Origin of the sequence: Natronococcus sp. (assembly GCF_047921035.1) — an archaeon.
Lineage (GTDB): Archaea > Halobacteriota > Halobacteria > Halobacteriales > Natrialbaceae > Natronococcus.
This window is the reverse complement of record NZ_JBLRWX010000022.1, coordinates 1-14,501: the sequence shown is the minus strand read 5'-3', so window position 1 is coordinate 14,501 and position 14,501 is coordinate 1. Positions and strand designations below refer to the sequence as shown.

Sequence of the window (14,501 nt, the reverse complement as noted above, 5' to 3'; positions counted from 1 at the left end):
CCAGTTCGTCGTCCTCGGTTCGTCTCGCTCTTTCATGAGTAGCAATGTCTCTCAATTTCGCCGTTCGCTCGGTGGTTCGTCGTTCGTTGCTCGAGCGCGATCCGTTCGCCGCGAACGCCGTTCGCGGCCTACTCGCGGTTGACGTCCTCGACGTCGTACCCCTCGGCTTCGATGCTGTCGATGATCGCGGCGGCGTGTTCGATCCCGCTCGTTTCGATCTGGAAGACGAGGTACGCCTCGCCGACGTTCAGCGATTCGACGGCTCGATCGTGGCGGACGGTCTGGATGTTCGCCCCGTGGTGGGCGATGATTCCCGAGAGCTCGGTCATCTTCCCCGGCATGTCGTCGATCTTCACGCGCAGGCGCAGGATCTGGCCCCGACCGGTGAGCGCGTGGATCAACACCGTCTGCAGCATCGTCATGTCGAGATTGCCGCCACACAGCAGGGGCATGACGGTCTCGCCCGCGACGTCCAGGTCGTCGCCCAGCAGCGCCGCGACCGACGCCGCGGCCGCGCCCTCGACGACCTGCTTCGCCCGCTCGAGCAGGAGCAGGATCGCGCGGGCGATCTGGGAGTCGGAGACGGTGACGACCTCGTCGACGTGGGCCTCGATGAGTCCCAGCGTCAGCTCGGAGATGCCCCCGGTGGCGATCCCGTCGGCGATCGTGTCCACCTCGTCGAGGGTCACGGGAACGCCCTTGTCGAGGCTCTCGTGGACGGTCTCGGCGCCCGTCGCCTGCACGCCGACGACCCGCGTCTCGGGCGAGAGGTGATCGAGTGCGGTCGAGATCCCGCTTATCAGCCCGCCGCCGCCGATCGGGACGATGACGGTGTCGACCTCGGGGAGGTCCTCGTGCATCTCGATTCCCAGGGTTCCCTGGCCGGCGACGATCGCGGGATCGTCGTAGGCGTGGACGAACTCGACGTCGTTGTCCGCGGCGTACTCCTTGGCGTAGGCCATCGCCTCCTGGAAGTCCTGGCCGACGAGTTCGACCGTCGCGCCGTAGCTCCGGGTGGCGTCGATCTTCGCCTGCGGAGCGTGTCTCGGCATGACGATCGTCGAGTCGGCGCCACAGTTCGTCGCTGCCAGTGCGACGCCCTGGGCGTGATTGCCGGCGCTCGCGGCGACGAACTCGTCGGCGCCGTCGGCGACCGCCTGGCTGATCCGGTTGTACGCCCCGCGGGTCTTGAACGAGCCGGTCCACTGGAGGTGTTCCATCTTCAGGTACACCTCGGCGTCGACCAGCTCCTCGAGGGACGTGGATCGCTCGATCGGCGTGCGCTTGACGACCGTCTCGTCGGTCAGGCGTTCGCGCGCCCGCTCGATGTCCTCGTACGCTACCTCGGGTTCGTGTTTCCGTGATTCGGTCATGGTCTGGTATCGACGGCCTACCGGATAATTTTGTCCCGACCGGGGTCGAACAGCGGCTCGTCCCGGACAGTCGCGTCGTAGCTCCGCCCCTCGCAGTCGATCCGGACCGACGTGCCGGCCTCCGCGTACTCGCTCGGCAGGTAGGTGTACGCGATCGACTCGCCGACGCTGTAGCCGTAGTCGCCGGCCTGGACGTAACCGACGGTGTCGCCGTCCTTGGAGACGGGACGGCCGCCGAGCATCACGTCGCTCGAGTCGTCGAGGGTGAGAGGGGCGACCCGGTTGTCGATCCCCTCGTCTTTCGCCTCGACGAGCGCCTCCTTCCCGACGAACTCCGTATCGAGATCGACCGCGAACGGGAGTCCTGCCTCGTAGGGGTTGACGTCCGTGTCGACGTCGGTCCCCCACAGCCGGAACCCCTTCTCGAGGCGCATCGACTCGACCGCCCCGGCGCCCATCGGTCGGACGCCGAGATCCTGACCGGCCTCCCAGAGGGTGTCCCACAGCTTCCCCCCGTACTCCGTGGGCGCCCACAGCTCCCAGCCGAGTTCGCCGACGTAGGAGAGTCGCAGGGCGATCACGGGCACGTCGCCGACGTAGATGCGCTTCCCGCTGAAGTAGGAAAAGTCGCCGTTCGAGAGGTCCGCGTCGGTCGTCCGCTGGAGGAGCAGTCGCGCGTTGGGTCCCCAGAGACCGATCGTGCTCCTCGCGGACTCCTCGACGGTGACCGACACCGTCTCGGGGGCGTGGCTCTCGAGCCAGGAGCCGTGGATTCCCGGCGAGTTCCCCCCGCCGGTGGTCACCACGTACTCCTCGTCGTCGAGGCGGGCGACGGTGAGGTCCGCGAGGATGGTCCCGCCCTCGTTTAACATCGTGGTGTAGCGAACCTGGCCGATCGAGAGGTCCATGTCGTTGCTACAGACCCGCTGGAGGAACGCGCCGGCGTCGCCGCCCTCGACCACGATCGAGCTGAACGTCGTCATATCGAACATCGACACCTTCTCGCGGGTGTGGAGGTGCTCGGCGCCCTCGATCGGGGAGCGGTTGACCCCCTGCCAGCCGTCCTGGTCGGGGATGCGGTCCTCGTACGTCGAGACGAGGTCGGCGTTGGACTCGTACCACTGGGGGACTTCCCAGCCGCCGCTCTGGTAGCACTCCGCACCCAGCTCCTGCTGGCGGTGATAGAACGGACTCGTCCGGAGCCCGCGGCGGTCGGCGGGCTGCCAGCGGGGCTCGACGATGCTGTAGACCTGCTGGTAGCGCATCCCGCCGCGATCCATGAAGTACCCCTTGTTGCCCGCGTGGGGTTCGAACCGATTGACGTGGATCCCGCTCGTGTCGACGGGCCCCGACGGCAGCCGCGGCACGCCGGTCTCCATCCACTCCGCGAGAATCTTGCCGTAGCCGCCCGAGTGGGTCCACCAGATCGCGAGCCCGGTCCAGAGCCCGTCGACTCCCGCGGTCTCGCCGAGCACGGGCATCCCGTCGGGCGTGTAGACGAAGATCCCGTTCTCGGTGGCGTCGAACTCCCTGCCCGCGGTCGCGGGCAGCAGCTCGTCGAACGCCTGCTTCGGCGACTTCTCGCGGTCCGGGTGGGTCGCCTTCGTCCAGTGCTTTTCGGTAAAACTGTGGACAGAGGCCTGGCTCTCCGCCGAGTTCGACCCCATCTCGTCGGGGTCGACCACGAGTTGCTCGTGGTTGTACGAGCCCAGCCCGTACCCCTCGCCGTGGGTCCGGAAGTACAGCGAGTTGTCCTGGTCGCGGCCGACCGGACGGTCCGGCGGCTGGGCCATCGACTCGGTGATCTCCCGATCGCCCGGGATCTCGAGCCCGGTGACGGCGTCGTCGGCCCGTTCGTTGCCCCGCAGCTCCTCGAGGGGCTCGGTGACGACGTACTGGTGTTCGACCGGGGCGATCGGGAGGTCGACCCCCGCCAGCTGTCCGGTCTGGTAGGCCCAGTTGTTCGTCGCGAGCACGCAGCGGTCACACTCGATGCGACCGCGGTCGGTGACGACCGCCTGCACTTCGCCGCCGTCGACCTCGATGTCGGTCACCTCGGTGTGGCCAAAAAACGACGCCGGCGTCGTCTCGAGGTACCACTGGAGCGCGTCGGTGCCGGCGACCTGGCCGTCGGTCGGCGAGTAGTAGCCGCCGAGGATCTCCTCTTCGTCGACCAGCGGCAGGTAGTCCGCGACTTCGGCGGGCTCGAGCAGCTCCGGCTCGGGGAGACCGTACGACTTCGCCCATTCGACCCGGCGTTGCAGGAAGTCCATGCGTTCCTCGGAGCGAGCGAGCTCGATCCCGCCAGTCTCGTTGTAGACGCCGGCCTCCTTCAGCAGTCGGGTCGTGTAGTGGGCGGTCTTCGTCTGGAGCTTCGACGGCGAGGTCTGGAACATGATCCCCGGTGCGTGGGTCGAGGAGCCGCCGGTCACCGGGAGCGGTCCCTTGTCGAGGACGACGACGTCGTCGGCGCCGAGTTCGGTCAGGTGGTAAGCGACGCTGCACCCGACCGCCCCGGCGCCGACGATCACCGTCTCGGCGCTCGAAGGTGGGCTGTCTGTGCTCATATACCACACCGTGGTACAGTGGGTATCATAAGTGCATCGGTGAGGGGGTCGAACGCGGCGCACGGTTCGGGCGCCGTGTGCCGATTACGGGGAACGGTACGGAAGTCTCGTTCGGCGTCCACAACCGGCATTCTGGCTGACATATGGTGCGATCCGGCAGTCGGGCGATCGAGGTCGTCACGTGTTCCACCCGCGCCTACGGGAGCGAAACGGGGACGTCCGCCTGGAGGCTCGCGGCCTTCACCGTGTTGTAGAGCAACATCGCGATCGTCATCGGGCCGACACCGCCGGGGACGGGCGTGATCGCATCGGCTTTCGCTTTCGCGCTCTCGAAGGCGACGTCGCCGACGAGTTCGTACCCCTTCTCGGTGTCCGAATCAACGCGGTTGACGCCGACGTCGATCACGACCGCGCCCTCGCCGATCATCGAGCCGTCGATCAGTTCGGGGTAGCCGGCGGCCGCGATCACGATGTCGGCCTCCCGGGTCTTCTCGCCGAGATCGGCCGTTCTCGAGTGACAGACCGTTGTCGTCGCGTTCCCGCCGTCGGCCTTCTGAATCAGCAGGTTCGCCATCGGCTTGCCGACGATGTTCGATCGGCCGACGACGACGGCGTCTTTCCCCTCGGTGTCGACGTCGGCCGCCGCCAGCAGCCGCTGGATGCCGTGGGGCGTACACGGCTTGAATCGGGGCTCGCCGGCGACCAACAGGCCGGCGTTCTCTGGGTGGAAGCCGTCGACGTCCTTCGTCGGCTCGATCCGCTCGAGGACCGCCCGGTCGTCGACGTGATTCGGAAGCGGTAGCTGGACGAGAATACCGTGTACCGCCGGGTCGACGTTCAGCTCGTCGATCCGCTCGAGCAGCGCGTCTGTCGATTCGGTCGGATCCAGTTCCGTGTGAACGCTCTCGATCCCGAGTTCCGCACACGCCCGGCGTTTCATCGAGACGTACGTCTCGCTCGCGCCGTCGTCGCTCATCAGCACCGTCGCCAGCCCCGGCGTCACGCCGGCCGACTCGAGCGTCTCGACGCAGGGCTCCAGTTCCGATCTGATACCGTCGGCGACCTCGTTTCCGTCGATGATCCGTGTCATAGTGGGTTTTCGCTGCGACCGCCGGCGTCCGCACGACCCGCGAGTGACCGCGACGTCGCTCCGCGAGGCGTCGACCACCGGCTGCAGCGCTATCGGTTGCTCGCCCGGGTGGACAATGAATCCCGGGGGCGATGTTCGACGTTTCATCCTCGAGACAACTTCTGAACTGGGATTCGCGAACTCTCGACGGAGGGATAAACACCACAAGTATTCCACCTGCACCTACTTTGAGATCGACTGTCAACGTCGAGGTGACACCTGTTGAGGGGTGTCGCTGCCATACGAAGGGAGGTGTGTCGTTCTTCCACGCCTCCACTCCCATAGCATCGGTCCGGTGGCGTACGGTTCAGTTCCGGGCCGTTTCGGATCGCGCTGTGTCGAGCGGGTCGCACTCGAGATTTTAGAGACGCCACTACGCATCGATAGCGGGTCAAAAACCGCTCGAGGCCGGAGCTACAGCAGCGGGTCGTCCCGCACCGTCGCCGCGTAGCGTTCGCCCTCGTGGAGGATCTCGACCTCGGTGCCGGGCTCTGCGTACTCCGGCGGGAGGTAGGCGTAGGCGACGCAGGCGCCGACGGTGTAGCCGTACTCGGCGCTGTGGACGTACCCTAACGATTCGTCGCCGTCGAGGACGGGTCGGTTCTTGAAGACGACGGCGTCCTCGTCCTCGAGGGTCAGACAGGCCACCTTGTGATCGATCCGTTCGCCCTCGGCGGCCTCGACGACCGCCTCCTTCCCGATGAACTCGGTCTCGAGGTCGACGGCGAAGCTCAACCCGGCCTCGTAGGGGTTGTGCTCGGTGTGGAGGTCCTCCCCCCACAGCCGGAACCCCTTCTCGAGGCGAAGCGAGTCGAGCGCGCCGTTGCCGTACGGCCGGAGGTCGTGGTCCTGGCCGGCCTCCCAGAGGTGCTCCCAGAGCTGCTCGCCGTACTCGCTTGGCGTGTACAGCTCCCAGCCGAGTTCGCCCGCGTAGGAGAGACGCAGCGCCCGCACCGGGACGTTCTTCACGAACAGCTCCTGGGTGGTGTAGAACGGGAACGCCTCGTCGGAGAGGTCCGCTCGCGTCACCTCGCTCAACACGTCGCGGGCGTTCGGCCCCGTGAGGACGAACGAGGTGAGTTCGGAGGTGACCTCCCGGACCGTGACGTCCTCGGGGGCGTGGTTCTCGACCCAGGCGACGTGGTTCTGGCCGACCTCTCGGCCGGTGGTGAGCACGAGGTAGCGGTCCTCGTCGGTCCGGGTGACGGTGACGTCGGCGCGGACGCCGCCCTCCTCGTTGCACAGGAGGGTGTACCGGATCTGGCCGACGTCGATGTCCATGTCGTTGGTACAGAGGTACTGGAGGAACTCGTCGGCACCCTGTCCGCTGACCTCCAGCTTGTTGAACGAGGTCATGTCGTGGATCCCGACCTCGTTGCGGACGTGCAGGGACTCGGCGCCCTCGATGGGCGACCAGTACTTCGCCTCCCAGCCGTCCCGCTCGGGGATGTCCTCGCCGTAGCGCGCCAGCAGGTCGGCGTTGGAGTCGAACCACTGGGCTTCCTCCCAGCCGGCCTCGGCCCACAGCTCGGCGTCGAGTTCCTGAAGCTTGTGGTACACCGAGCTACGGCGGATGTCCCGCTGGTGGTCCGTCCAGGTCCACTTGGGGTGGACGATGTTGTAGACGATCCGGTACTCCTCGCCGCCGATGTCGCGGGCGAAGTCCCAACTCCCCTCGTGGGGCTGGAACCGGTTGACGTTACAGTGCGAGAGGTCGATCCGTCCGTCGGAGAGCTTCGGCGCGCCGGTCTCCATCCACTCGGCCAGCGCTCGTCCCGCGCCGCCGGCGTGGGTGACCCAGATGGCCGCGGCGGTCCAGAGCCCGTCGTACTCCCGGACGGGGCCCATCACGGGGAGGCCGTTGGGTGACTCCGCGAACATTCCGTTGTACTTGTGCTCGAGTTCTTTACCCTCCGTGGCGGGCAACAGTTCGTCGCTGGCCTGGCGGGGCGCCTTGTCCGGGCGGTCGGGGTGGGTCGCGTTGTTCAGGTGGTAGTCGGAGAACTCGTGGATCGACCCCTGCTCGCCGCCCTCCTCGTTGCCGCCCAGCTCCTGGGGGTCGGGGACGAGCGGTTCGTGGTTGTACGAGCCGATCCCGTAGGCGTCGCCGTGGGTTCGGAAGTACAGGGCGTTGTCCTGGTCCCGGAGGATCGGCCGGTCAGGGTCCGCGAGCAGGCGGTCGGCCTTCTCGCCGGAGACCTCGCGGTAGTTCTCGTAGACCGGGTCCTTGGTGACGTCCTGATCGCCCGAGAGCTCCTCGAGGGGCTCGGTGATCGTATACTGGTGTTCGACCGGCGTCACGGGTAGGTGGACGCCGAGCTGCTCGCCCAGCTGGCGCGCCCAGATGTTCGTCGCGATCACGACCTCGTCACACTCGATTTCGCCGTGTTCGGTGACGACGGCCTGCACCTCGCCGTCCTCGACCGCGACATCCTCGGTGCGGGTGTGGGGGACGAACCTCGCGCCCCGGTCCATCGACGCCCTCGCCAGCGCGGCGCAGGCCTTGACGCCCGACACCTGGCCGTCGGTCGGCGAGTAGTAGCCGCCCTGGATGACGTCGCTGTCGACCAGGGGGAGCTTCTCCTCGACCTCCTCCGGCGAGAGGAGCTGTGGGTCCGGAACGCCCCAGGCGGTGCCGTGTTCGACCCGGCGCTGGAGGAAGTCCATCCGCTCGTCGGTCCGGGCGACCTCGATCCCGCCCGTCTCGCTGTAGAGCTGGTTGCCGTCCTCGTCCTCGAGCCGCGAGTACAGCTTGCGGCTGTAGTTCGCGAACTTCGTGAGGACCTTCTCCTCGGCGGTCTGGAACATGATCCCCGGCGCGTGACTCGACGAGCCTCCCGTGGTCGGAAGCGGCCCCTGGTCGACGACGACGACGTCCTCGCGCCCGAACTCGGTCAGGTGGTACGCCGTGCTACAGCCGACGATTCCGGCGCCGACGATGACGGTGTCAGCCTCGGCCGGCAGGCTGTCATGCGTATTCATAACTCGCATCGATATCCCGGCAGGGGCCAAATATAGTTATCGACGACCGTACGAACCAGTACGGAAACTGAGAGGTAGTGTTTCGAGCGTGGAAACGACGCCTCGGTAACCGATCCCTATCGCTCCCGAACTCCGCAGGTTCCCGCTCACACGCGGGCCGTTCGAAACGGGCTATATGAAGGGATGGAGTATTCCCCACTCAGTATTACCCCGATCGGAACCCAAGCGTAGACAAATCATGAGGATCGGTGACTCGGTTGAGACACTCTCGCAAATAGTAGACCGGTACGAGGCGGACGGCGGCGTAATCCGGCAGGTCGACGCGACGATCTCCGGCCGGGCGGACGCCGCCGGCCCGAGCGTCTCGGTCGACGTCGTCGTCCCGCTGTGTGAGACGACGGCGTCCGAATCGGAATCCGGAATGGCTCCCGAAGCGGCACGCCTGAACGACGACGGCGGCCTCCGCCTCGAGTTCGCCCCGTCGACGCTGCCCGCAATCGCCGAGTACGCGCCGGACGGCGTCGCTGTCACCAGAGATCGGGCTCGCGTGACCGCCGACGGCGACGTCGTCGTGACGTTCGCGATCGGCTTCGAGGAGGAGCCGGCTCGAGACGAGACGTCGGCGAGTTCGGCGGGCGAACCGGATGCCGGAACGGAACCGAGCGAAACCGAGCGGCCGCTCGAGACGGACGAATCCCTCGACGAGGACGGAGTCGATCCGGCGTCGACGGACGCCCGATCCGGGGACGAATCCGAGACGGCGTCCGCGATCGGGATCGATCCCGAAATCGTCCGCGCCCTCGAGGACGCGCGCAACGAGGAGCTGCCGCCGTACGACGACGTCGAGTACCTGCGGTGTCTGTACGAGTCCTTCGAGACGTTCGCGGCGATGGCCGACGTCCTCGAGATGGACGTCGCCGCCGAGACCGTCCGCCGGTACATGATCGACGCCGGCGTCCACGATCCCGTCTCCTACGACGTGGCCGACGCGGAGGAGACCGCGGAGCGGGCGGGATCAGTCGTCGACTCGAGCGAGCAGTCACCTGCCGACGGCTCGGAATCGCCCGCGGACGACGCGGATGCGGACGCCGACTCGGAGTCGGAGCCGGACCTCGCTCACCCCGACGGGACCGGCGATCCGGTCGACGCAGTTCCGGAGGAACGACTCGTCGCGGACGGGATTGGCCTTCCGGACGGCGTCGAGGTCGAGGGATTGATCGACGCGATCGAGTCCTCGATGACGCTGTACGACGTCTCCCGGGCGCTCGAGTTCGAGCGCGACCGGACGCGAGACCTGCTGGAACGGCTCGACCTGATCGATCTCGTCGTCAGGCGGGTCTACGCTTCCAGGACTCCCGAACGGGGGCCGTCGCGGGAGGAAATCGCCGAACGAATCCGGGGCAGCGATCGCCGCCAGTCCGAACAGCACACGACGGGCACGGGCTCCGATGGGTCCGTCGATCGGCAATCGGCCGCCCCGTAGACCGCCCGTCGACCGCCGCCGATCCGCGACGCCGTCGACCGATCCCTGGCCTCGCCCGTTTTCTCGGACGTAACGATCGCCGACCCGTCCGTCCGCCCGCGGTTTTCGACCCCCGGAACGGCGGATCGGTTCGCCGCTCGACTCTCGGGGGTATATATTGGTGTTCAATAGCACGGGTGAACGACTTTCAGTATCTCTTGTGTTGGTGATACCGTATGACACAGCGGGAGAGCTCACGAGCCACGGCGGTGAGTGAGAACGGTACGGACGAGTCGAACGCGCCGTCGGCCACGCGGCTTACCGATCCCGGACCCTTCGAGGCGGAGAAGGAGACGGTCTTCGGCCGGCACTGGATCTACGCCGGCCACGCCGACGCCATCGCCGACCCGGGCCAGTTCTTCACCCGGACCGTCGGCGACCGACAGCTGATCGTCGTCCGCGGAACGGACGGCGAGGTCAAGGCGTTCGACAACGTCTGCGCCCACCGCGGCTCCAAGATGGTCGAGGACACGCCGATGACCGATCCCGGCGGCGGGAACCGGATCCAGTGTCCCTACCACCTCTGGACGTACGACCTCGACGGCGACCTCCGGAGCACGCCCAAGAGCTTCGAGGACGCGAGCCTGAACCCCGACCTCGAGAACGAGGACGTCCAGGAGTTCGACTGCGAGACCAACGGCCTGAACGACGTTCGCGTCGACGGCATCGGCCCGCTGCTGTTCGTGAACCTGAGCGACGATCCGCCGGCGCTGTCCGAGCGGGCCGGCGTGATGACGGATCGGCTCGAGTCGCTGTCCCTCGAGGGGTACGAACACGGCCGACGGATCGTCGAGGAGGTCGAGTGCAACTGGAAGACGGTCGCGGGCGCCGCCCTCGAGCGTCTCCGCCGCGGGGACCGACTCGCGGGGCTCGAGCCGTCGGACGCCGCCCTCGAGACCGACGACCGCCACTGGCTCGTCCGATCGGCTCGAGACGGGGACCGTGAGGCGCAGGTTCACTACCTGTGGCCGACCCTCACGGTCGAAGTGTACGACGACGTCGACGGCTACGGGACCTGTCTCATCGACCCGATCGACGACGATCGGTGTCAGCTGATCGCCGACTACTACGTCCGGGACGGCGACCCCGACGAGAAAGAGCGCGACCGGATCCGAGCCAGTCGGCGACGGCGCGCGGAGCTGATCGAACTGGCTCGGCGCCGTCGGGACGAACACGAGCCCTCCGCGCAGGCTCGGCTCGAGCCGGACGAGACCGTCCGGAGTCTCCACCAGCTCGTAACGGGAGGTGACGCCGACCGATGAGCGCGCAACGACAGGTCGCGTACGCCGCGAGCTGCCCCGACTGCGACGTCGATATACGCAGCGACGAGCCGAACGAGATCGTCGAGTTCTACCGCCGCCACTCGAGCGTTACGGGCCACGACGTGGCGTTCACGCGAATCGGGCCCGACCTCACCGACGCGGTGACCGAGGACGACCTCAAGGAGGTGTACACGCTCGAGGACGTCGTGGCCCAGCTCGAGGCGGAGTACGAGAACGGCGTGCCGATCGGCGCCGTCGCGGCGGCGATGAGCGAGCAGGGGCTGTCGATCGGCGAGACCCTCGAGAAAATCCACGAGATCCGGATGGGCGGCGGGCTGTACGAACCGCAGGACGACCACTTGCGTGCGTTCTGATCGGAGCGTCGTCGCGATCGACGACACGCCCGTTTCCGTATCCTCCCGCCGTCGGCGAACGCTCGTCCTCCGCCGCGAAAGCGACCGTACGGACGGGTTCTTCTCGGCTGCAATCGCGACTCCCGAGCCGGTAGCCGCCCGACTCGGCGAGCGATGTCGGGCGACTCGAGTCTGGAGCGACCCCGCTGCCGGCGCGTCGGAAACCACCCGCCATATAAATGGGCGCTATATACCTCGTTAACTTCTTTCATGAACTCGATCATCATAGAGAGTGTATGACACAGTGGGAGCACGCGCGGACGAAGCCAGTCAGCCCGGATATCACGGAGAAGTCGAACGCGCTGCCGGCGAAGTACTTCACCGAGCCCGAGACCTTCGAGATGGAGAAGGACAAGGTCTTCGGGCGGTACTGGGTGTACGCCGGCCACGCCAACTGTATCGACGAGCCGGGACAGTTCTTCACCCGGAGCGTCGGCGGTCGCGACCTCGTCGTCGTCCGCGGGAAGGACGGCGACGTCGAGGCCTTCGAGAACTTCTCGGCGCGAACGGGGTCGCCGGTGGTCGAGGAGACGTCGATGACGGATCCCGGCCGCGTCGACCCGGCCGAGTTCGAACGCGCAGAGTCGGTCCGCGTCGACAGCATCGGGCCGCTTTACTTCGTCAACCTGAGCGACGATCCGCCGTCGCTGGCGGAGCAGGCCGGCGTGTTGAAGGAGCGACTCGAGTCGCTGCCCCTCGAGGAGTACGAGCACGGCTGTCGGGTCGTCTCGGAGGTCGAGTGTAACTGGAAGGTGTTCGCGGGCAACTACTCCGAGTGCGACCACTGCCAGGCCAACCACCAGGACTGGATCACGGGCATCGAACTCGCCGACTCCGAACTCGAGGTCAACGACTACCACTGGGTGCTCCACTACACCCACGACGAGGACATCGAGGACGACCTCCGCATCCACGACGAGCGCGAGGCGCAGTTCCACTACTTCTGGCCGAACTTCACGGTCAATATGTACGGCACCGCCGACGGCTACGGCACCTACATCATCGATCCGATCGACACCGGCCGGTTCCGGCTGATCGCGGACTACTACTTCCGGGACGGCGACCTCACCGAGGAGGAACGGGAGTTCGTCCGCACGAGCCGCCAGCTCCAGGAGGAGGACTTCGAACTCGTCGAGCGCCAGTGGGCGGGACTGAAGACCGGCGCGCTCGCGCAGGCCCAGCTCGGCCCGAACGAACACACCGTCCACAAGCTCCACCGGCTCGCACAGGAAGCGTACGACGCCTGATTCTCGAGGACTGACTCGCCTACGCGTCGACGGCGTCGGCTCGACGGTGGAGCCAGACCGCACAGGCGATCGTCACGAGCCCGGCGACGGCGGCGATCCCGAACGCGACCCGGTACCCCGTCACCGTGTACACCCGGACGCCGCCGACGAACTCGCCGGTCCAGTAGGCGTCGAGCACCCACCCCATCAGCGTCGGGAAGGCGGCGGCCCCGAAGAACGAGGCGCCGTTGATCGCCCCCAGCGAAATCCCGCTCGCCCGGCTCGAGTGGCGCTCCTTGATCAGGGGGTAGGTGAGGACGAACGTTCCCAGCAACGCGCCGGCCACGAAGAACACCGCTCCGACGACCGCCAGCGGCGGATCGCCGACGAGCGCGAGCAACGCGAGCGCGCCGGTGTAGACGAGCCCGCCGCCGAGGACGAACTCGGTTCGGCGCTCGAGGCGATCGGAGAGCCAGCCGAACGCGGGCGGACCGACCGCGCTCCCGACGCCGCCGAGCAGCGTACACAGCGACGCCACGGTCACCGAGGTGTCGTACACCTGCACGACGTAGGGGATCCCCCAGAGGCCGAACAGCGTGAGGTTCACCCCGCCCGTACAGAACAGCAGGACGCTGACGACCCACGTCCACCGGTCGCGGAGGACGGTTCCACCGTGGGTCCGGATCTCCCCCAGCGTGAGTCGGGACTGCTCGGGAACCCCCTCGATCGGTTCGAACCCCGCGCGTTCCGGCGAGTCCCGGACGACGAGCGCCGTCACCGCGGCGGCGACCAGTCCGACGGCCGCGAGCGTCGACAGCGAGGTTCGCCAGCCGGTCGCGTCCACCAGCACGGCCAGCGGCGTCGTCGCGAGCACGCCGCCGACGCCGCCGACGGCGAAGCTCAGCCCGTTCATCGTGCCGAACTCGTCGACACGGTACCAGCTTGCGCAGAACCGCAGCATGCAAACGAAGATCACGCTACCGCCGAGTCCGATCACCAGCCGACCGCCCAGCGCGGACGAGTACCCCTCCGCGAGCGCGAACCAGAGCGCACCAATGTTCATCGTCACCGCCCCGACCGCCGCCGTCCGCCGGGGACCGATCCGGTCGACGAGGACGCCCGTCGGCAGCTGCATCACGGCGTAGACGAAGAAGAACGCGGCGTGGAGCGTGCCGAGTTGACCTCCGGTCGTTCGAAACGCCGCCATCAGGTCGTCGGCGAGCACGGCCGTCGAGAGCCGGTAGACGTTGACCAGCAGGAAGGAGACGGCCAGAACCCCCCACAGCAGCCAGCGACGCTTCGTCGGCGACGACCAGTAGCCCATACTGGGTGTCTCGAGTGCGGCGTCAAAGCGTTTGATATCCCGGACGCTCGAACGGCGATCCGTCGCGGCCCTTCCCATAGTACCCCGGACCGAGGCGTCGTTCCCGCCGACACGGATACCGGCGATCGCTTCGATCGGCTCCAATAAGTGATTGCTCGCTGACCGGTCGTGTTTTCGGAACCACTCCCGGTCGAGGGGATTTACGGCCATATGAATGTATATCCGCGGACAGTCTAGCCGACGACCGTGCCGCTGAACTCGGCGACCGCCTGGACGTCGACGAGCGATCCCGCTCGAGCGCGCTGGACCGATCGAGAAAACGGGCGCACGCCTCGAGCGCGCCTGTCTCACTTCGAGCGGGCCGATTCGACCGCAGCGACGAACTCGGCGGCCGTCTCGCGGACCCGGTCCATGTCGTCGTCCGCGATCGCGTCGTCGTCGACGATCGCGCTGCCGACGCCGACGGCGAACGCTCCCGCGTCGAAAAACGACGCGACGTTGTCGGCGGAGACGCCGCCAGTCGGCACGACGCGAACGTCCCCGAGCGGGCCCTGCAGCGCGCCGACGTGGTCGGGGCCGACGGTCGTCGCCGGAAACATTTTCAAAATGTCGGCTCCCGCCTCGATCGCCGTCACTGCCTCCGTCGGGGTCGTGACGCCGGGAATCGGGACGACCCCGTGGCGGTTGCATGTTCGGATCACGT

Annotated in this window: 10 protein-coding genes; 4 read left to right on the top strand and 6 right to left on the bottom strand. The window is 67.3% G+C overall.

The window, feature by feature from the left end; all coding sequences use genetic code 11:
• Nucleotides 1-128: 128 nt before the first annotated feature.
• The 4 genes from ilvA to ACNA7R_RS06640 form a co-directional block, all read right to left on the bottom strand.
• On the bottom strand, nt 129-1,373 hold the full coding sequence (gene ilvA / locus ACNA7R_RS06655) for a threonine ammonia-lyase (RefSeq protein WP_416282780.1): 1,245 nt from the start codon (nt 1,371-1,373) through the stop codon (nt 129-131).
• Nucleotides 1,374-1,390: 17 nt separating this feature from the next.
• Entirely contained in the window at nt 1,391-3,940 is a 2,550-nt protein-coding gene (locus ACNA7R_RS06650) for a GcvT family protein (RefSeq protein ID WP_416282779.1), read from the bottom strand.
• Between the two features lie 196 nt (nt 3,941-4,136).
• The gene (locus ACNA7R_RS06645) at nt 4,137-5,030 is read right to left on the bottom strand and encodes a bifunctional methylenetetrahydrofolate dehydrogenase/methenyltetrahydrofolate cyclohydrolase (protein WP_416282778.1); all 894 of its coding nucleotides are present in this window, start codon (nt 5,028-5,030) and stop codon (nt 4,137-4,139) included.
• A gap of 453 nt (nt 5,031-5,483) precedes the next feature.
• The gene (locus ACNA7R_RS06640) at nt 5,484-8,051 is read right to left on the bottom strand and encodes a GcvT family protein (protein ID WP_416282777.1); all 2,568 of its coding nucleotides are present in this window, start codon (nt 8,049-8,051) and stop codon (nt 5,484-5,486) included.
• Nucleotides 8,052-8,289: 238 nt separating this feature from the next.
• On the opposite strand from ACNA7R_RS06640, the gene ACNA7R_RS06635 reads away from it, so the two are divergent.
• The 4 genes from ACNA7R_RS06635 (at nt 8,290) to ACNA7R_RS06620 (ending at nt 12,495) form a co-directional block, all read left to right on the top strand.
• Nucleotides 8,290-9,534 carry a hypothetical protein gene (locus tag ACNA7R_RS06635; protein ID WP_416282776.1) on the top strand — a complete coding sequence of 415 codons (1,245 nt, stop codon included), beginning with the start codon at nt 8,290-8,292 and terminating at the stop codon, nt 9,532-9,534.
• Between the two features lie 215 nt (nt 9,535-9,749).
• The gene (locus ACNA7R_RS06630; RefSeq protein ID WP_416282775.1) at nt 9,750-10,835 is read left to right on the top strand and encodes an aromatic ring-hydroxylating oxygenase subunit alpha; all 1,086 of its coding nucleotides are present in this window, start codon (nt 9,750-9,752) and stop codon (nt 10,833-10,835) included.
• Nucleotides 10,832-11,209: a hypothetical protein gene (locus tag ACNA7R_RS06625; protein ID WP_416282774.1), complete on the top strand. Its 378-nt coding sequence runs from the start codon at nt 10,832-10,834 to the stop codon at nt 11,207-11,209. Before ACNA7R_RS06630 ends, ACNA7R_RS06625 begins: the two co-directional genes overlap by 4 nt.
• Nucleotides 11,210-11,484: 275 nt before the next feature.
• The gene (locus ACNA7R_RS06620) at nt 11,485-12,495 is read left to right on the top strand and encodes an aromatic ring-hydroxylating oxygenase subunit alpha (RefSeq protein WP_416282773.1); all 1,011 of its coding nucleotides are present in this window, start codon (nt 11,485-11,487) and stop codon (nt 12,493-12,495) included.
• Between the two features lie 19 nt (nt 12,496-12,514).
• Here the strand turns inward: ACNA7R_RS06620 and ACNA7R_RS06615 are convergent, their stop codons facing one another.
• Together ACNA7R_RS06615 and ACNA7R_RS06610 are read right to left on the bottom strand one after the other, a co-directional pair.
• Nucleotides 12,515-13,798 carry an MFS transporter gene (locus tag ACNA7R_RS06615; RefSeq protein WP_416282772.1) on the bottom strand — a complete coding sequence of 428 codons (1,284 nt, stop codon included), beginning with the start codon at nt 13,796-13,798 and terminating at the stop codon, nt 12,515-12,517.
• 347 nt (nt 13,799-14,145) lie between these two features.
• On the bottom strand, nt 14,146-14,501 hold a 356-nt coding region (locus ACNA7R_RS06610), incomplete at its 5' end, for a bifunctional 4-hydroxy-2-oxoglutarate aldolase/2-dehydro-3-deoxy-phosphogluconate aldolase (protein WP_416282771.1).